The organism is Pelistega suis, from assembly GCF_013133795.1.
Lineage (GTDB): Bacteria > Pseudomonadota > Gammaproteobacteria > Burkholderiales > Burkholderiaceae_B > Taylorella > Taylorella suis.
Genome location: NZ_JABGBN010000003.1, coordinates 61,439 through 80,949, shown reverse-complemented (window position 1 = coordinate 80,949; position 19,511 = coordinate 61,439). Strand labels below are relative to the sequence as shown.

The window sequence follows — 19,511 nt, the reverse complement described above, 5'->3', positions numbered from 1 at the left end:
TTTTAGTTCACCACATAGATTTTATATCGGCATTGGAATAGCACCTTCCATTTCCTCGAGTGAAATAGATAAGCCCTCGGGGAGATTCTCTGCGCTAAGTTGTAAGATTTCTAATAACTTACGATCAATACGGCGAATATGATGGCTATCATTGACCAGTGATTTAAATTCAGCCCGATCAATGACTTTCTCACGCAATTTATCTAAATAGTCATTTTGAATACTAATATCAAAACTGTTGGTATGATGACGAAAATCTTCGAATAAAGCTTGCCAATCCGCTGATTTAGATGAAATTAAGGATAGTCTCACAAAATGCTGTAACGACGTAAATAAATGCTGACGTAAATGCATATGAGCAGCAAACATGGGCGAGTTTGGTGAAGAGAGTGATGCATACATATGTTTCTGCAAACCTTTCCCCTCTTTTACCGCATCTAATAAATGCGAGCCCGCCAGATAGAGTTGGAATAACTGGTCACGCACATCTGTACTGCTCACACTCATACGACTATTAAAATCCAAAATCTCACTAAAGAGCTTTTTAATCTGCTCCTCATACATACTTTTAGCATCTAATGTTAAGGGCGCTTGTGGCGCTTCTAAAACTTCCTTATTATCAATCGCATACATACGAGAAATTGGAATATAAGCAGCTCGACACAAGACCTCTAAACACAACACCATCAAATGTTTGGTTTCCCAGAAAATAGCCCTTAATGCTGTGTCACTTGATAGCAACATATTATTATCTAAATAACGTGCCTTAACCGCTTCTTCCACTTTCTCTGGCTGAACCACCATTTGATTTTCTGGTAATAAATTCGTCTGAGATTTGCTCGGCAACCATTTGCGCAATAAAGTTGCCAACCGCTCTTGCATCGGCCAGAAAACAAGTACGCCTAAGACATTGAATAAGGTATGGAATAAAGCTAATTGAAGTAAATTATTCATACCTGCCATCTCACCTACCCATTTCGTAAAATACGTTAATGGAATCCACAAAATGAGTGAAAGTACAGCAGTAACAACATTGAACATTAAATGAGCCAAGGCAAGACGCTGACCACTACGTGCACTACCCAGCATACCTACCAAGGCGGTGGATAAGCTAGATCCAACATTGGAACCAATCGCAATAGCAAAGGACTGATCGATACTCAATTGACCACCTGCCAATGCCGCTAAGGTCAAAATCAGTGTCGCATGTGTGGATTGCAAGACGACTGTCAGTAGCAAACCAATCAATGAGAATACCAACACATTCATAATGCCAGAGAGTTGGTATGAGGCAAAATCTACCTGCCCACCAATACCCTCAAAACCCAGTTTTAATGTATCAATACCCAAGAAGATTAAAGAGATACCAACAAATACTCGACCAATTGATTTAATCCTTCCTTTAAAAAAGGAGGCAATAATTCCAAACACAAACATAGGCACAGACATTGGGCTAAGACTAATCCCTTGTCCGACCATGGCGAGCAACCAAATACCACTTGTCGCCCCCAAATTAGTCCCTAAAATGATGGCAATACCACCCGCTAAGGTGACTAACCCGGTTCCTAAAAAAGCGATAGTCAATAAAGACACTAACGTCGTTGATTGCAAAATAAAAGTGGCTAACATACCAAACGCCATGCTACGCGTAGGTGTCGCTGTACTCTTGGCCATCAGTCGCTCTAAAGAACCACCTGCTGCATTATTCAGACCTTCTTCGATACATTGCATACCAAATAAGAATAAAGCAAGACCATAGCAAAGCTTAAGCCACGAAGGACTAAAACCAAAGCTAATACCCAAGCCTACCAAAACGACAAGTAGCAAAGCGTATTTCACAATACGTGTTGGAAATTGTTTAACCATGACAAAATCACTGGCAAACCGACATGGTCGATGCTGCCTATATCAAAACTATATGACAAATTGATGAAATGTATAAGTATAGCCGTTTTGTGTGGTGTATGTACGTCAGATACGAAAAAAGCACTTACCGAAGTAAGTGCTTTAAGAATTCTTGGCTGCCCCAACTGGGTTCGAACCAGTGACCTGCGGATTAACAGTCCGTCGCTCTACCGACTGAGCTATGGGGCAATCATATTGGGCTGATGTTGGCTGCCCCAACTGGGTTCGAACCAGTGACCTGCGGATTAACAGTCCGTCGCTCTACCGACTGAGCTATGGGGCAACATCAGAATGAGAATTATGACAAAAGCTAATGCACATTGCAAGTCATCTTATTTAAAAATGATGATTTGTTGTATTTTTGATACATCATAAACATAATTTCATATGATTAAATCATCATCACCCACCGCCAACTTTACCCTCCCTCCGTTACTCGTTCAACTTTTTTATCCTCTATACTTTCTTAAGAAAACCGATGAGAATTCCTTAAGATTATCTTAAGCTTTCTCAGGTTTAATAACAACTATGGCAAATACGCTAGTTTATTCAACAATGTATTCATATATTATTTAGCGATAGCCTAATCAATATTTATCTCTTCAAAAAATTTAAAGGATTTTATGATGTTAAAACAAATTTTATTCTCTCTTTTTGCGCTTTCTCTTTCTAGCGCTGCTTTGGCCAGCACAAACTGCACCCATTACCCAGAAAATGAACGTATTCCTGCTGTCAAATTTCAACAAAACCTAGAAAAACAAGGTTATAAAATTCACTCTTTTGATACTGATGATAATTGCTATGAAATTGAAGGAATCAATCCCAAAGGCGAACGTGTCGAGGTAAAATTTGACATGAAAACAGGTGAAGTTGTTCGCAGCAAGCTTGACCATGACAATCACTAATTAAATTTCAACAGATAATGCGCATCTTATTACTTGAAGACGACCCTCTAATTGGCGATGGACTTTTACATGGTTTACAAAAGCATGGCTTTAGCGTTGATTGGTTTAATAACGGTCTTCACGGTAAAGATGCGCTCAGCTACGCCCCCTATGACGCTGTTGTCCTTGACCTTGGTTTACCTCAGGTAGATGGCATGGATATTTTGGCACATTGGCGTCGCCAACAACTTGATACGCCCGTCCTTATTTTGACAGCTCGCGATGCCTTGCCTGATCGCCTGGCTGGGCTTAATGCTGGCGCAGATGACTATCTTTGCAAACCCTTTGCTTTAGACGAAGTGATTGCACGATTATTAGCTCTTATTCGTCGCAGTAAAGGTAAATCTAGCTCAATACTTAGCTATGGTGCCCTAAGTCTAGATTCTCATCGCAAATCAGCGACCTTGCACGGACAGGCACTCACGCTAACACAACGTGAATATATTCTTCTTGAGTTATTACTCTTGCAATCGAAACAAATTCTCAGCCGCGCCCAGATAGAAGACAAGCTTTATAGTTGGGATCAAGAAGTAGAAAGCAACGCTGTCGAAGTACATATTCATAATTTACGTAAAAAAATCGGCAAAGACTTTATCCTCACTCGTCGTGGACTAGGTTATCAACTCGGTGAAGCCCCTTAATATCTATGAAAGCTACTACCAGTATTCAACGTCGCCTTATTACCTATTTAAGCAGTGGTCTTTTATCATTATGGCTGGCTATCGCTATTGGTAGTAGCTGGGCATCATTTCATGAAATTAATGAAATTGTCGATACCCAAATGCTACATACAGCTAATCTTATTCAACAAGCCTCTCCAAACTTCCAAGCAAACACTATTGTTAGGGATATTGAGGATGCTATAGACGGCAATAAAGGCTATGCTGATGACGATGACTTTGGTTTTGCCATCTGGGATGCGCAAGGAAAGCTTTTATTTGCTGATGAAAAAGGACAACATTTCCCTTATAGCACTCAATCCGGCTTTCATGGCAAAACCTATCTTTGGAATATCCATAGCTGGCGCTATGTGTATTTAACTGATGCTAATCGCACTATCGCTGTCGGTCAAACTATGGAAGAGCGTTTTGAAATGCTCTTTAATGCTTTGTGGGTACAACTATCCCTCATATTATGTTCTATCCCTCTTCTTTTAATTCTCATCCTCTATGGTGTACGTCGTGGTCTATCTCCACTTAAAATACTGACACAAGAATTACAAGCACGAGATGCCAATAGCCTACAAGCCGTATCAGAAAACGTCCCTCAGGAAACAAAACCACTCGTACAAGAAATTAATCATTTATTAACGCGTCTTAATGCCTCTATCCAAAAAGAACGACGCTTTACCTCAGATGCAGCACATGAGTTGCGTAGCCCATTGGCCGCCTTAAAGGTTCAAGCGGAAGTACTCTCCATGAGTGAGGATAAAGAAGAACAACTCCATCACCTGCTTAATATGCAAGCCAGTATTGAGCGTGCAAATCGCTTAACCGAGCAACTCTTAATTCTTTCTCGCCTTGATCCTATGCAAGGCATTCCTGATAGCCAGCCGATTGACTGGGCTCACCTTATTCCTCAAACCTTACAAAGCGTCAATTTGGCTGCAAGAGAAAAGCGTATTCGTCTCAAACTAGATTGCGATATTGGCTTAGAAAATGCTTTACCATTACAAGGTAATTCTTTGCTTATTCAAACGATGCTTCGTAATTTACTCGATAATGCTATTCGCTATAGTCCAGAGCAGACAGAGGTTACGCTTTCTCTTTCTGATTCACAGATTAGCGTCACCGACCAAGGTCCGGGAATTAATCCCAAAGAAATCAATCGCATTAAAGAACGCTTTTATCGCCCTGCAGGTCAAACGCAACAAGGTAGTGGTTTGGGTTTTTCTATTATAGAAAGCATTGCACACTTACATCATTTAAAGCTGCAACTCATTAATAATCCAACCCAAGGATTAACCGTGACTCTCCACAAAGCATAAGCTCCTTTTTACCCTAAAAATATCGGATACTGTGCTACACCATAAATATCACGGAGAACCTATTGCAGGAAGTCATAACTCTAATAGGAATATATAAGAAATTGAAACAAAAAAGCTAAGTTCCATCAGGATACTTAGCTTTTTATTGAGATAATTTTATAGAGGTAAAAGTCTTTACCTTAATTCAAGGCACTTTGGATTATAAGCCTTCACGAGCAGCACGTTTACGCTCATGCTCTAATAAGTAGCGTTTACGTAGACGAATGCTCTTCGGCGTCACTTCTACCAGCTCATCATCATCAATAAACTCTACCGCATACTCTAGCGTTAACTTAATCGGTGGCACTAAGCGAACCGCTTCGTCCGTACCTGAAGCACGGATATTGGTCAGTTGCTTACCCTTGATTGGATTAACCACTAAGTCATTATCACGGCTATGAATACCAATAATCATACCCTCGTACAATGGCTCACCTGGAGAAACAAACATACGACCACGGTCTTGTAGCTTCCATAGTGCATAAGCTACTGCATCGCCATTATCCTGACTAATTAATACGCCGTTACGACGCTCACCAATACTACCCTCACGCACAGGCGCATAGTCATCAAAAATATGACTCATCAAACCTGTACCTCGTGTCATTGATAAAAAGTCGCCTGAGAAACCAATCAAGCCACGTGCTGGAATACGATATTCTAGACGTGTACGACCACGACCATCTGACTCCATATTGAGCAATTCACCCTTACGACGACCTAACTCTTCCATCACACCACCTTGGTGCTCATCTTCTAAGTCAATCGTCAAAAGCTCCATTGGCTCGCAACGCACACCATCAATTTCTTTGAATACTACACGTGGACGAGATACTGCTAACTCATAACCCTCACGACGCATATTTTCTAATAAAATGGTTAAGTGTAATTCACCACGACCATTAACCTCAAATACGGTATCATCATCTGTATCATTAACGCGTAAAGCTACATTAGATTTTAACTCTAGATTTAAACGATCGCGAATTTGACGACTTGTTACAAACTTACCCTCACGACCAGCCAACGGTGAAGTATTCACCATAAAGTTCATCGTTAATGTAGGCTCGTCAATTTTTAACATAGGTAAGGCTTCTTGATTAGCTGGATCACATAAAGTACAACCAATACCAATCTCATCAATACCGTTAATTAATACAATATCACCTGCCTCAGCAGAATCCACTAATTCACGGTCTAAGCCTTTGAATTTTAGTACTTGGTTAATACGACCCTTGATTGGCTCACCCTCAGGACCAAACTTCACCACGACATCTTGACCAGGACGAACACGACCACGGTTAACGCGACCTACACCAATTTTACCCACATAGCTGTTATAGTCTAGAGAAATAATTTGTAGTTGTAATGGACCGTCCACATCATCGTTACGCACTGGGACATGCTTAAGAACTGTGTCAAATAATGGACGCATATCGCCACTGCGGACATCTTCTGTGAGACCCGCAAAACCGTTTAAGCCTGAAGCATAAACGATAGGGAAATCTAACTGTTCGTCAGTTGCACCTAATTTATCAAATAAATCAAAAGTCGTATTAATCACATAATCAGGACGAGCACCTGGACGGTCAATTTTATTGACGACTACGATTGGTTTTAGACCTAATGCCAATGCCTTTTTCGTCACAAAACGTGTTTGTGGCATTGGACCCTCTACTGAGTCCACCAATAGTAATACACCGTCAACCATCGATAATACACGCTCTACTTCACCACCGAAGTCCGCGTGTCCTGGAGTATCCACGATATTAATGTGTGTACCTTCGTACTCTACCGCACAGTTTTTAGAAAGAATCGTAATACCACGCTCTTTCTCGATATCATTAGAGTCCATCACACGTTCTGCAACGTGTTGATTATCACGGAATGTACCTGATTGGCGTAATAGTTGGTCAACCAGCGTTGTTTTACCATGGTCAACGTGAGCAATAATAGCAATGTTACGGAGCGCGCGGCTCATAGTGTTTCCTTTTGTCTTAATTTTTCCGGCAATAAGTCCGGAGGTAAATCATTGAGTGATAGCAATACGCTTTGAGGATTTTCTAAGGTTTGAAAATCTTCTAGCGTAATCGCATCGGTTAATTTAAATGGTCCTACTGAAGTGCGTCGTAAAGCACGTAAATGCGCAAAACAACCTAAAGCACGACCGATATCTTGTGCTAATGTACGGATATACGTGCCTTTACTACAAAATACATCCAGTACAATTTCGGTTGCTGAAAACTCAGCAATCTGAATATCATATATCGTTACTTGACGAGGCTCACGCTCTAACTCAATGCCCTGACGAGCATATTCATATAAAGGTTTACCGTCTCGTTTAAGTGCCGAATACATCGGCGGAATTTGTTCAATCACACCTAAAAACTGTGGCAATACGGTCTCTAATTGCGCTAAGGTGATTCCTGCAAACTCAGCAGCTTGTTGCACCACTTCACCAGTTAGATCACCAGAATCTGTCTCGCTACCCAAGGTCAATGTTGCACGATAACTTTTATCGACATTCAGCATGGCTCCACAAATTTTTGTGGTTTTACCAAAGCAACAAATTAAGAGACCCGTTGCAAAAGGATCTAATGTCCCTGTATGCCCTGCTTTTTTGGCATCCAGTTTACGACGTGCTTTTTGCAAGGCATGATTGCTAGACCCACCTTCTGGTTTGTCTAACAACAGCACACCGTCAATTTCCTGACCTTTTTTTCGACCCATTTTATATCCCTACGAATAAAATGCTTTATCCTCGAATTTTCGGTGGCTCAAAATCTGCCACTTCGTCTTCTTCTGGGAAATCTTCTGGTCGATTAGCACGATCAATTAGCTTAGTCATCTCCATACCATGTGCTAATTGATTGTCATGGTGGAAATGCAAAGTGGGTACCGTATGGATATGTAGCATTTTAAAGAGTAATGAGTGTAAGTACCCTGCTTTTTCATTAAGTGCATCTAATGCCACTTCTGGCTCTGCACCCAATACTGTGAAATAAACTTTAGCATGCGCATAATCAGGACTCAGCTCTACACCCGTCAGCGTAATTAGTCCTGAGCGCGTACCCAACTCACGTTGAATAAGTTGGGCTAAATCTTTTTGAATTTGCTCTGCGAGTCGCAAATTACGGCTCGCAGGTGCTTTACTTTTGTGTCGTGTCATAACTTATAGCGTACGAGCGATTTCTCGGATTTCAAAGACTTCAAACTGGTCGCCCACTTCAATTTCATTATTACCACGTAAAGTGATACCACAATCAAAGCCTGACTTAACCTCTTTGGCGTCATCTTTGAAGCGTTTGAGTGAGTCTAATGAACCTGTCCAAATCACCACGTTATTACGTAATTGACGAATTTGTGAATCACGGCGTACGACACCATCTGTCACCATACAACCGGCTACCGTACCGATACGCGAAATACGGTAAACTTCACGTACATCTACCATACCGATAATTTCTTCGCGTTTTTCTGGTGCTAACATACCTGACATCGCGGCTTTTACTTCGTCTACTGCATCATAAATGATATTGTAATAACGAATATCTACACCACTTGTCTCAGCTAATTTCTTCGCATTTTGGTCAGCACGTACATTGAAACCAATGATAACCGCTTGAGAAGCAATAGCTAAGTTAACATCACTCTCAGAAATACCACCTACCGCGGCATAAACAACTTGAACGCGAACCTCATCACCTGACAGTTTCAATAAAGACTGTGCCAATGCTTCTTGTGAGCCCTGTACATCCGTTTTAATGATGAGTGATAATGTTTTTTGTCCCTCTGTATTTTGGAACATATTCTCTAATGTCTGTGCATGACGACGTGCTAATTCTGCATCACGCGCCTTAGCTTGGCGGAATAAAGCAATCTCACGTGCTTTACGCTCATCTAAAAGGACTTGTACTTCATCACCTGCTGCAGGAACATCTGTCAGACCTTGAATCTCTACTGGATATGAAGGACCTGCAGACTCAACGCTCTTGCCATGTTCGTCTAACATCGCACGTACACGACCAAAGGTAGAGCCAGCCAGTACAGCATCACCACGTTTAAGCGTACCAGACTGTACAAGTACCGTCGCTACTGCACCACGACCTTTATCAAGGCGAGCTTCAATTACTAGACCCTTAGCTTGTGTATCAACAGGCGCTTTTAACTCAAGCATCTCAGCTTGTAAAAGAACGTTTTCTAATAAGTCATCAATACCTTGACCAGTCTTAGCGGATACAGGTACAAATGGTGAGTCACCACCATATTCCTCTGGCACGACTTCCTCAGCTACTAACTCTTGCTTTACTCGCTCTGGATTTGCATCAGGTTTATCAATCTTATTAATAGCCACCACTAATGGCACACCAGCGGCTTTAGCATGACGAATCGCTTCTTTAGTTTGTGGCATCACACCGTCATCGGCCGCCACAACAAGAATCACAATATCCGTTGCCTGAGCACCTCGAGCACGCATCGCCGTAAACGCTTCGTGACCCGGTGTATCCAAGAAAGTCACCACACCGGCATCGGTTTTAACGCGATATGCACCAATGTGCTGAGTAATACCACCCGCTTCACCTGAAGCCACCTTCGCACGACGAATATAGTCAAGTAAAGAAGTCTTACCATGGTCAACGTGACCCATGACCGTCACCACTGGTGGACGAGGTAAAGACTCAACTTCACGAACCTCTACGTCCTCATCTAAGAAGGCTTCTGGGTCGTCTAATTTCGCTTGAACCGCGGTATGACCAAACTCTTCGACCACAATCATCGCTGTATCTTGGTCTAATGGTTGGTTAATTGTCACCATCTGTCCCAACATCATCAGCTTTTTAATCACTTCTGCTGCTTTAACAGACATCTTATGCGCTAACTCAGCTACCGTAATCGTTTCGGGTACATGAATCTCACGTGCAATAAATTCAACTACTTGTGGCTGACGTTGCTCTTGTTGTTTGTTCTTATGTTTGTTACGAGAACCACCAGCACGCCAACCGTCCTCATCACCTTTTAATACACTGCGTTTATCATTACTCGGTGCTTTCTTCGCATTGCGAGCACCGTCAGTCCAGTTTTTATCAACTTCGCCACTTTTCTTCGCAGTGCCTTTCACCTCTTTTTTGCCTGACTTTTTAGTCACTTGCTCTTCTTCTACTACCGCAGGAGCTGCTTTCGCTGGTTTAGCTGGTTTGCGCAATAAATCACGAATCGCTGCTGCTTCGTTTTCCACTTTCTTGCGAGCATGCTCGCGCTCAGCATGATTCATTGATGGTTTAGCTTGTGGGGCTGATTTAACAGGCTCTGATTTAGGCTTGTCTGCTTTAACCTCTGGTTTAGACACTTCTGGTTTTGTCTCTTTCGCTGGTTGCGCTGCTTTATTCGCTTCTACAACAGGCGCCACCTTAGCTTCTTCTTTCGATGTAGCTTGAGGTTCAGCCTTAGCCTCTAACTTATCTTGCACAGGAGTTTCGATAAGTGCTGGCTTTGCCTCAGCAATCGGTGCAGTAGTCTGAGGGGCAACAGCCTGCTCTTTTGCTTCTACAGCCACCACTTGAGCAACCGGAGACGTAGCCTCGGCAACCTCTTTTGGTGTTGATTCAACAGCTTTAACAGGGGCTTCCACCTTGTCTACCACTGGAGATGGCGTTGTTGCGGTTTTAGCTTCTTGAGTAGCCGCCTTAATCTCTGCCTTTGTAATTTCAGGAGACACAACAACACGTTTTTTGCGCACCTCAACTTGTACTTTAGAGCCATCCGCTTGGCGAATTTCCGACTTTTTAGTACGCGTTAACGTGATTTTCTTTTTCTCTTTTTCACCATGTTCGTGCTTCAGCATTTTCAGCAATTTTGCTTTATCTTCTTCCGTCACAACATCATTTGCCGATTTAATCGTCGAGCCTGCTTGACGGAGTTGATCTAACAAAACTTCAACTGGCTGTTTTATTTCTTCAGCAAACTGTGAAACAGTGGTATTTGACATTCGGTTCTCTTTCTTAACAACTAAAATAATTTATCAATAACTCGTTAAATCACATTATTCAAACCAATGCGCACGCGCACTTAGAATAATTTGACCAGCTTCTTCTTCTGATACAGAAAGAATCTCAGCCAACTCATCGCTAGCCAATTCTGCTAAATCATCACGTGTTTTAACCTCTGCTTGTACAAGTTTAGCAATACGTTCAGCATCTAAGCCTTCTAAACCGACAAGATCTTGCGCACTTTCTACCGCCTCTTCGCGAACAATCGCTTCTGTTAATAAAGCGGCACGGGCACGGCTACGCAATTCGGCAACTAACTCCTCATCAAAGCCATCAATATCTAATAGCTCTTGCTCAGGAACATACGCCACTTCTTCTAAACCTGTAAAGCCTTCTTCAATAAGTACAGACGCAACTTCTTCATCCACATCTAGCTTATCTTCAAATAATTTCAAGAGTTTGGCATTTTCTTCTGCCTTACGATTATTACTCTCTTCAGCCGTCATAATATTAATTTGCCAACCTGTCAGCTCAGAAGCTAGACGGACATTTTGACCACGGCTACCAATGGCTTTCGCTAAGTTCTCTTCGTCAACCACAACATCCATTGTTTTCTTGTCTTCTTCGACAACAATAGACTCTACTTGTGCTGGTGCTAAAGCCGCAATCACAAACTCGGCAGGAACATCAGACCATAAAACAATATCCACTTGCTCACCAGCAAGCTCATTACGAACAGCACTCACTCGTGAGCCACGCATACCGACACAAGTACCGATAGGATCAATACGTTTGTCGTAAGCAACCACTGCAATTTTGGCACGAATACCAGGATCACGTGCAGCCGCTTTAATCTCTAATAAACCTTGTTCAATCTCAGGCACTTCGTTTTCAAAAAGCTCACGAATAAACTCAGGCGCCGTACGAGAGAGCAACACTTGTTGGCCACGTAAATTGTGATCAACTTTTTCGACCCATGCACGTACACGGTCACCTGAACGCAAGTTCTCTTTTGGAATCATTGCTGAACGAGGCAAACGAGCTTCCACCTTACCGATTTCAACGATTGCATCACCTTTATCCATGCGCTTAATCGTACCTGACACAATACTATCGCCACGCTCTAAGAACTCATTAAGCACCTGCTCACGCTCCGCATCACGGATACGCTGAAGAATGGCTTGTTTCGCCACTTGCGCACCAATACGACCAAAGTCCTCAATTTCGAGGTCTTGTTGGATATACTCACCCACTTTGATACCAGGCTGGATTTCTTGGGCATCACTCAATAACTCTTGACGTTCTGGCTCTTGAAGACCAGCTTCATCAGGCACAACTAACCAACGACGCACACCACTGTGTGCACCAGTTTGGCGATTAATCGTCACGATAATGTCAGCATCTTCTTTAAAACGCTTTTTCATTGCTGACGCTAAAGCACCCTCTAAGGCACTAAACACAACTTCTGCTGGTACATTTTTCTCATGTGCAAGTGCATCAACAAAATGAAGAATTTCACGACTCATTTCTTTTTACCTTTGAAATCCAAAACGGGATCAAGCTTAGCTTTATCTACATCTTCGTAAACAAACTCAACCACTTGCGTCTCGTTCTTTTTAACCTCGAATGTTAAGCAGAATGTATTGCTCTGCTCATCTTTAATTGATAAAACACCATTAAAAACCTTACGATTATCAATCGGTGTATGTAATTTAACTTCTACTCGCTCACCAGCAAACCGCTTAAAGTCAGCCAATGTACGCAAAGGACGATCCACGCCCGGAGAGCCTACTTCTAAGCGCTTATAGTCAATATTCTCTACCTCAAAAACACGAGATAAGAGACGCGATACCTGCTCGCAATCCTCGATATTGATACCACCTGGTTTATCAATAGTGATACGCAACAAACCTAAAGCCGCACGCTCAACATCCACAAGTTCAACATCTAAACCTGCGATTGTTTGTTCGGTTAATGTATATAAATCAGCCATAAAAATATTAAAAAAAAATGGGCTAAACAGCCCATCATTTTGAAAGTGCTTCAGTCGCTGCGGGCTTTCTCGATAGCCACAACGACTAAACACAGTAAAAATGCCCACACTTAAAAATGTGGATTACTTAAGCATTATATAGGAAAAACGCTTAAGTTTCAAGAAATTGAGTATTTACCCAATAAAATCTAACGCAATTTTCGAGGACGTGATAACCCAAACCCTAATTGGGACTCATGAGCATTGCTACCTCTCGGTTGCCAATCATCTCGAGAACGCAATGAGCATTTGTTAGACTTAGCATTTTGCGCACCTTTACGACCCGCAGCCTCTCTCGAACCACGAACTGGACGTTGCTCATCAAAGCGCCCTTCCGCTGTGCGACGAGTAGAACCACGACCACCTTTAGCCGTCGTATTTTTACCCGCACGATTACCCATACCAGCACCACGTTTCTCAGGAGAGCGACGTTGATGTACACTAAACTCAGCAGACATATCTACCGCATTTTCAAAACCTGGTGGCATGGCATTATCATGCGAAATACGGCGCTGATCGATAAAGCGACCACGACCTCGCCCTCGCACCTTACTATCCTCATCAGAAAAAACAGGCTTATTCAGACCCAATTGCTCCATCAGCGCCAACACAAGATTGCCATCAAGCTCTTCCCAACGACCACGGCGTAGATTACGCGGCAACGTAATATCACCAAAGCGAGAACGGATTAAACGACTAACCAACAAGCCCACCGCCTCAAACATACGACGAACCTCACGATTACGCCCTTCGTTAATCGTTACACGATACCAACGATTACTACCCTCTCCACCGATATAGTCCAAACAACCAAAGGTCGCCAAACCATCCTCTAATTGGATACCCTGTAATAATTGTTGACGCTGCTCTTCAGTCACTTCACCCAACACACGCACAGCATACTCACGCTCACTACCATAACGAGGGTGCATTAAACGATTGGCCAAATCACCTGAAGTCGTAAAAATCAATAGCCCTTCAGTATTTAAGTCTAAACGCCCCACTGACACCCATTTACCTGTACGCATCTTAGGCAAGCGAGAAAATACCGTCGCACGATTTTCTGGATCATCCATCGTAACAATCTCACCTGCCGGCTTATGATAAAGAATGACTCGCGGAGGACGATTGCTCTTAGGACGAGCAACCAAACGCCCATTAACACGTACGACATCATCAACCCCCACTCGCTGACCAATGTGTGCTGGCTCACCATTAACAGAAACACGCCCTTGGAGAATCAACTCTTCCATATCACGACGAGAACCCACGCCAGCATCTGCCAATACTTTATGCAGCTTTGGCATAATCGAATCAGAACTGAGATACTTACCAAGACGCTTTTCTAACTTATCATTCTTTTTATCAAGGAAAGAAAAAACTTGCTTTTGCTCTTGCTCCGAAACCTCTACATCCATTTCAGGATTTGATTCTCCTGAAATATCATCCAATTCCATCAAGTCTTGATTAGCAATTGGTTTCGCCTTCTTAGTCACACGCGGCTTACGAATTGCTTTTTTGGCAACCTCACCATCGGACACCACTTGGTCAGCAACCTCTGCGACTTTCTTACGAGTACGCTTTGGCTTAACAGGAACATCTTCAGAAGCAGGAGAAGCTAGTGAATTAGTTTCGACAGACGACGCAAGCTCTACCTGCTTTTCCACTTTCTCTACGGTTTCTGTACGACGGCGACGAAATGGCGTACGCAATTTACGCCCACGCTTAGGTGTTTCCTCACTACTTGATGATGTATTTTCTGTATATTCTGAGTTTTCGCTCATGTTTTATAGCCTTTAAACCTCTGATAGTTTTTCATTCTCATCAGAGCCAGTTATCAATTCTGTTGTATCTGCTTGTTCGCTTTGGACGAGCCCAACATCTCCAGAAACGCCCTCAGCATCTGTCGTTTGAGCTACCTCGTTTGGTAATTTTAATTGCGCTGACTGCTCTTGGAGCAACTGCGCTAATTCAGTATCGTTCGCCATTAATAACTCAGCATCTGCCTCAATAGCCGGCAACTGCGATAAAGACTTTAAGCCCATATCATCAAGAAAATGCTTTGTTGTACCAAATAATGCTGGGCGACCAGGACCTTCTTTATGACCGATTACCTCAATCCAATCCCTATCTTCTAAAGTTTTAATAATTTGAGAAGAAACAGACACCCCACGAATATCTTCGATATCCCCTCGAGTAACAGGCTGTCGCCAAGCAATAATTGCTAGCGTTTCCATCACTGCTCGAGAATATTTAGGAGGTTTCTCTGGATTTAAGCGTTCAAGATATTTTTGCATCTCTGGGCGACTTTGAAAACGCCACCCACCTGCAAGATTTACTAATTCTAACCCTTTATCCGCCCATTCGCTCTGTAATTTTAATAACTGTTGCTTAATTACATCAGACGTTACACCATCAGTCTCACTAAAAAGCTTAGATAGCTCCCCAACACGCATTGGTTCATTTGCACATAATAAAGCTGTTTCTAAGACCTGCTTAAGGAATAATTCATCCATTTTCTCACTCAACAGTAAAAATTTTAAAAAAACACTTGCATTATTATAACATCAGTTATATAATTTATTTTTCTGACGCGAGGTGGAGCAGTCTGGCAGCTCGTCGGGCTCATAACCCGAAGGTCGTAGGTTCAAATCCTGCCCTCGCAACCACCGCTAAATATTGTTGCTTAGTCAATAACTTACTAGCGGATGTCCGAATATGGGCATATACACTATTGTTTTCAATAGTTAATGGTACAGCTCCAAGATATTCATCGAAAGCAGGTCTGATTTTATCAGTCCTGCTTTTTATTTTTTCTGTCAAATTATCAAGCACACTACTATATATAGTGGTGATATCTGGTAATTGAGCATTCATCTTGTTTTGAAACATTTTTGTTTTCTCTAACCTGGCTTTTTCTTCTTCTAGCTCAGATAATTTTCTAATAATACTTTCACTGACATCCGCACCTATTTTTGACAATAAAGCAACAATTTTCTCAATTTGTTGTGTTACCTCTTTAAGTTTATTGTCAATATTCTTAGGGCAGCTGGTACGACTATCACCCAGCTTAGCCAAATACACACGACGTGGTACCGACCTCAATAAATACTATTTTATCAACATCGACTTCGGTCAGGACGAGCACGAATTCCGTCCAGGCTCTATTGTTCACCTCATCGACCCAGATATTAATCAAGATGCGGTGATGTTCATCGTATGGGTAGGACGGATAAAGAGAAAGCCCCACCGTCTTATTCAAACAGTAGGGCTTAGTTCAATAAGGTGAATTATGAAAATCGTCTTCATAATCCTTATTCTGATAATCCTGGTGTTGTTACCAGGGACTGCTTACTAAAAAGTAGGTAGTTAATCAGATGAAGCCTAGGGGTTGCCCCCCCTAGGTGTTCATGAACAAATATAAGGCTTTTTAATGGGGCTGTCAAGCCTTGATAGCCCCACCCTTTTAAAGGATTAAATATGGCAAATAGCAACACCGCACACAGCAAAGCACTGCGAGCCAAAACCGCCACCGCCCACCAAAAGCGCAAGATTGAATCTGGTGAGGCACGAGCAATCAGACTCCTATTAGAAACAGAACTCGCCAATCGCTTTGATACCTACTGCGAGGCACACAATATCAAACGACCTGAGGCATTAAAAAAATTATTAGACTTAGCTAATAGCCAACAATAAATAATCTCCACCATAAACCGCTTAGCACCGTCTAAGCGTTTTTTATGCATTGCTCCTGCTGGTTCGCCCCACCCAGCCGTACCCTCGGTATTTTTAAAACGCACGTTTTAAATTCAATAGTAAATTAACTGAAAGAGCCGGAAAAATAAGGCTATTTTAATCATTTTTGACGTATCGGAAACCCTCAAAAACACTCATCATCAGCCATTTATTCAATATCTATTTTTAGAGTTCGATGTAAAAAAGTGTGATTTTTGTGATTTCGTGCTTTTTTGATATATAATCTATTGATTTATAAAGAAAAATAATCTCACAAAAACCAAAATTCAACTGCCAGCAAAGTTTCCAAGAAACTTTTGAATCTGTTTTCTCTCTCCTGGATACTTTTATCCTAATATCCACCATAAAAAACCGCCCTCGAGGAGCAGTGAAATAGCTATATAAGATTATGTGACTAATGCAATTGGGGTAGCAATTTTCGCCATAATACGTTGAATTTCAGGTGGACGAATAGAAGTCAAGCGCGCTAATTCGGCTTTACTCATTTTGTTTTTAACATCGTATTATGCAATAACACCTTAGCGTAAATGCTATCTGGTAAAAATACTGACTCTTCCCCCTTTTTAGCCATTCTTGGCGCTGGGAATGGTTTTTCTTCGTCAAAATAGATTTCAACACACGATATCAGTACATCTTCTGCCATTTCCATCGCCTCTTCATAGGTATCCCCCTGGGTAATACCCTCTGGTAAATCTGGGAATGTCACTACAAAACCGCCTTCTTCAGCTGGTTCAAAATGTGCTGGATAAAACATAATTAATCATCCTTAATAAAATCAGATAACCAATACAAAATCAACTCTCAGAATAATACGTTTATATACTTTTCATGTATTATTGTATATAGGTGTTTCTTTTTAAGGGAGGCTGTTATGTTAGATAGACACTACACAACGGATGAATTAGCGATTGCTATTAAAAAAGCGCTGCGCCCTTCTAATATTGAGGATATGACCGAGGAACAACTGAGTGACTTGATTCGTGAATTAAAGGACAAGGAAAAAGATCGTAAACAGACGCGTAATATTCTTTTATTCATGCTTGCTATGCCTATCATCATAGCCACTCTGTTTGATATCTTCTATTACTGGTAATCAATCTACTTTTTCCTCCATCTCCGCCCACAAGTTCTAGTTCTAATGGCGTCATCAACCCTGACTCATCTGACTTGTGCTTTTACACTACTATTCCAATTTTATTATACAATATAGTATAATAAAAATTAATGAGAGAGGGGGAACTCTCTCATTAAGGTGAAATCCCTAGACCTTTGAACTTAGGGAGATACCAAGGAGTAATTAAAGTGAAGCGAACACTTTTAATACTCACCCTAGTTAGTTTGATAGTAGAGATTGCTAGGAACATTCTCGAAATCATGAAGTACTACTAGGGTAGTGAAAGGGGGAAAGACATCAGTCAAGTACCCCTGACACTCGTGTATATTATCACATGTAACGGAACACATCAATATGAGCAAAAACAAATACAACACCAATAGCCAATCACCAGCCAGCAAAGCTGCTCGCATGAAAGCCGCGCATGAGTACGATAAAAAAATGCGTGAGCTTGGCTTAATTAAAAATATTGGCTTACGCCTACCTATCGAAGTATTTAACGACTTCGACGGTTTAGCTAAAAAGCACGGCATTACTCGTACGGAATGCCTACGAATGTTACTTGCACATTACCATAATCAATAACATCACACAAACAAACGATGTCTTGTTGGGCTGACTAGCACAGGCAAACTACGTTGATAGTTCTCCCAATACTCAGGCGTCAACTCATCAAATTGAATAAGCGATGCCTGTTGGAAAGTCGGCTGAAAAATACGGATATGTTCATAAATAACTTCTAATTTCTCCACCAACGCCTGACTTTCTCGCTCATCTTTAAATAGTGCTGGTGCGAGCACTATCAGCGATGTATGAGAAAAATACATCATGGCATCTTCATAAGCCGTGAGTACTTTTTCAAGTAATAAGCGATCTAACACTAAAATTGTCCCTGCTTCTCGAAAACGTTCTTTTAAAAAGAAGTCTTGTTGCAAAGTATAGCTGACACTACTAGGGTCAATTCCCTCTTTACAATCTACCCATACTTGTTCAAAAGCAGCTCGCTTTCTCTGCAATGCCTGCATAAATAGCTGACGCAATTTATCAGAAGTTTCATTATGCATTTGGCAACACAAACACATCCCTTGCACAGATACAGGACGATGAGATATAGGTAAAACAACTGTTTTTGCTAAAAACGACTGAAGGCGCTCAATAAGAGCGCCCCGTAAAGATGGCGACAAACCCACCACAAGACCAACAGGAATTAAAGTAGTCACTACTTTTTCTTATCGCTATTGAGATTAAATGCACCAAACATATTATTGGCTTGATTTTGCATTTGCTCTTGCATTTGAATGAACATATTTTTAGATTGCTCAACATAATTGTTCATCACATTATTCATCATGGGCGTTTGAAACGTCATGAACTGAGCCCATGCCTCTGGGCTAAATTGCTGTTGATACAATACGTCTGATTGATCACGCATACGATTTTGCATTTCAGTCAGCACTTGCATGTTCTTTTCGAGATAAGATCCCATAACCCCTTGCATCGCATGCCCATAAAAACGAATAATTTGTTTCAGTGTTTCAGCACTAAACATGGGCACCCCTTCGCTTTCTAGCTCTAGGATAATTTGCAAAAGAATACTGCGTGTCAGGTCTTCACCCGTCTTGGCATCCACCACTTGAAATGGCGTGACCTCCAAGACGAGTTGTTTTATATCCGTCAGAGTAATATACGCACTTGTTTCCGTATCATACAAACGGCGATTAGGATACTTCTTAATAATTCGCATTCT

General features: G+C 41.7%; 18 protein-coding genes, 3 tRNA genes and 1 pseudogene. 8 read left to right on the top strand and 14 right to left on the bottom strand.

The window, feature by feature from the left end; genetic code table 11:
* Positions 1–21 precede the first annotated feature (21 nt).
* The 3 genes from HKX39_RS05665 to HKX39_RS05655 all read right to left on the bottom strand — a co-directional run bounded on the left by HKX39_RS05665 (position 22) and on the right by HKX39_RS05655 (position 2,188).
* Entirely contained in the window at positions 22–1,866 is a 1,845-nt protein-coding gene (locus HKX39_RS05665) for a Na/Pi cotransporter family protein (RefSeq protein ID WP_171680357.1), read from the bottom strand.
* A gap of 152 nt (positions 1,867–2,018) precedes the next feature.
* Positions 2,019–2,094 (bottom strand) — tRNA-Asn (locus tag HKX39_RS05660).
* Positions 2,095–2,112: 18 nt separating this feature from the next.
* Positions 2,113–2,188 (bottom strand) — tRNA-Asn (locus HKX39_RS05655).
* Positions 2,189–2,528: 340 nt separating this feature from the next.
* Here HKX39_RS05655 and HKX39_RS05650 point away from each other — a divergent pair.
* From HKX39_RS05650 to HKX39_RS05640, 3 genes are read left to right on the top strand one after another with little or no spacing between them, the layout of a single operon-like run.
* Positions 2,529–2,810 carry a PepSY domain-containing protein gene (locus HKX39_RS05650; RefSeq protein WP_171680356.1) on the top strand — a complete coding sequence of 94 codons (282 nt, stop codon included), beginning with the start codon at positions 2,529–2,531 and terminating at the stop codon, positions 2,808–2,810.
* A gap of 17 nt (positions 2,811–2,827) precedes the next feature.
* Positions 2,828–3,490 (top strand): response regulator, encoded by a 663-nt coding sequence (locus HKX39_RS05645; protein WP_171680355.1) that lies wholly within the window; start codon positions 2,828–2,830, stop codon positions 3,488–3,490.
* Positions 3,491–3,495: 5 nt separating this feature from the next.
* A complete protein-coding gene (locus HKX39_RS05640) occupies positions 3,496–4,836 on the top strand; it encodes an ATP-binding protein (RefSeq protein ID WP_171680354.1) in 1,341 nt (446 codons plus the stop codon).
* A gap of 199 nt (positions 4,837–5,035) precedes the next feature.
* On the opposite strand, the gene typA is transcribed toward HKX39_RS05640, so the two are convergent.
* From typA to scpB, 8 genes and pseudogenes are all read right to left on the bottom strand, one after another.
* The gene (gene typA, locus HKX39_RS05635) at positions 5,036–6,856 is read right to left on the bottom strand and encodes a translational GTPase TypA (RefSeq protein ID WP_171680353.1); all 1,821 of its coding nucleotides are present in this window, start codon (positions 6,854–6,856) and stop codon (positions 5,036–5,038) included.
* Positions 6,853–7,605, bottom strand: a complete 753-nt coding sequence (truB, locus tag HKX39_RS05630; RefSeq protein ID WP_171680352.1) for a tRNA pseudouridine(55) synthase TruB — start codon at positions 7,603–7,605, stop codon at positions 6,853–6,855. The genes typA and truB overlap by 4 nt, the downstream gene beginning before the upstream one ends.
* 25 nt (positions 7,606–7,630) lie before the next feature.
* Positions 7,631–8,044 (bottom strand): 30S ribosome-binding factor RbfA, encoded by a 414-nt coding sequence (rbfA, locus tag HKX39_RS05625; RefSeq protein ID WP_171680351.1) that lies wholly within the window; start codon positions 8,042–8,044, stop codon positions 7,631–7,633.
* A 3-nt stretch (positions 8,045–8,047) separates the two neighbouring features.
* Positions 8,048–10,861: a translation initiation factor IF-2 gene (infB, locus tag HKX39_RS05620; protein WP_171680350.1), complete on the bottom strand. Its 2,814-nt coding sequence runs from the start codon at positions 10,859–10,861 to the stop codon at positions 8,048–8,050.
* 54 nt (positions 10,862–10,915) lie between these two features.
* On the bottom strand, positions 10,916–12,388 hold the full coding sequence (gene nusA, locus HKX39_RS05615) for a transcription termination factor NusA (RefSeq protein WP_171680349.1): 1,473 nt from the start codon (positions 12,386–12,388) through the stop codon (positions 10,916–10,918).
* A complete protein-coding gene (gene rimP / locus HKX39_RS05610) occupies positions 12,385–12,855 on the bottom strand; it encodes a ribosome maturation factor RimP (protein ID WP_171680348.1) in 471 nt (156 codons plus the stop codon). Before rimP ends, nusA begins: the two co-directional genes overlap by 4 nt.
* 188 nt (positions 12,856–13,043) lie before the next feature.
* Positions 13,044–14,678, bottom strand: coding sequence for a 23S rRNA pseudouridine(2605) synthase RluB (gene rluB / locus HKX39_RS05605; RefSeq protein ID WP_171680347.1), 1,635 nt, complete (start codon positions 14,676–14,678; stop codon positions 13,044–13,046).
* A 221-nt stretch (positions 14,679–14,899) separates the two neighbouring features.
* Positions 14,900–15,410, bottom strand: a pseudogene (gene scpB / locus HKX39_RS05600) (SMC-Scp complex subunit ScpB); the annotation flags it as partial.
* Between the two features lie 76 nt (positions 15,411–15,486).
* Between scpB and HKX39_RS05595 the strand changes: the two are divergent.
* The 3 genes from HKX39_RS05595 to HKX39_RS05585 all read left to right on the top strand — a co-directional run bounded on the left by HKX39_RS05595 (position 15,487) and on the right by HKX39_RS05585 (position 16,590).
* Positions 15,487–15,563, top strand: a tRNA-Met gene (locus tag HKX39_RS05595).
* A gap of 359 nt (positions 15,564–15,922) precedes the next feature.
* The gene (locus HKX39_RS05590; RefSeq protein WP_171680345.1) at positions 15,923–16,183 is read left to right on the top strand and encodes a hypothetical protein; all 261 of its coding nucleotides are present in this window, start codon (positions 15,923–15,925) and stop codon (positions 16,181–16,183) included.
* A 191-nt stretch (positions 16,184–16,374) separates the two neighbouring features.
* Positions 16,375–16,590 (top strand): hypothetical protein, encoded by a 216-nt coding sequence (locus tag HKX39_RS05585; RefSeq protein ID WP_171680344.1) that lies wholly within the window; start codon positions 16,375–16,377, stop codon positions 16,588–16,590.
* Positions 16,591–17,131: 541 nt separating this feature from the next.
* On the opposite strand, the gene HKX39_RS05580 is transcribed toward HKX39_RS05585, so the two are convergent.
* Positions 17,132–17,404, bottom strand: a complete 273-nt coding sequence (locus tag HKX39_RS05580; protein ID WP_216605057.1) for a type II toxin-antitoxin system HicB family antitoxin — start codon at positions 17,402–17,404, stop codon at positions 17,132–17,134.
* Between the two features lie 117 nt (positions 17,405–17,521).
* Here HKX39_RS05580 and HKX39_RS05575 point away from each other — a divergent pair, with 117 nt between their 5' ends.
* Together HKX39_RS05575 and HKX39_RS05570 are read left to right on the top strand one after the other, a co-directional pair.
* Positions 17,522–17,743, top strand: a complete 222-nt coding sequence (locus tag HKX39_RS05575) for a hypothetical protein (protein ID WP_171680343.1) — start codon at positions 17,522–17,524, stop codon at positions 17,741–17,743.
* Positions 17,744–18,118: 375 nt separating this feature from the next.
* A complete protein-coding gene (locus HKX39_RS05570) occupies positions 18,119–18,349 on the top strand; it encodes a hypothetical protein (RefSeq protein ID WP_171680342.1) in 231 nt (76 codons plus the stop codon).
* Positions 18,350–18,351: 2 nt separating this feature from the next.
* Here the strand turns inward: HKX39_RS05570 and HKX39_RS05565 are convergent, their stop codons facing one another.
* Both HKX39_RS05565 and phaR read right to left on the bottom strand, forming a co-directional pair.
* Positions 18,352–18,984, bottom strand: coding sequence for a P-loop NTPase family protein (locus HKX39_RS05565; protein WP_171680341.1), 633 nt, complete (start codon positions 18,982–18,984; stop codon positions 18,352–18,354).
* The gene (phaR, locus tag HKX39_RS05560; RefSeq protein WP_171680340.1) at positions 18,984–19,508 is read right to left on the bottom strand and encodes a polyhydroxyalkanoate synthesis repressor PhaR; all 525 of its coding nucleotides are present in this window, start codon (positions 19,506–19,508) and stop codon (positions 18,984–18,986) included. The genes HKX39_RS05565 and phaR overlap by 1 nt, the downstream gene beginning before the upstream one ends.
* Positions 19,509–19,511 lie beyond the last annotated feature (3 nt).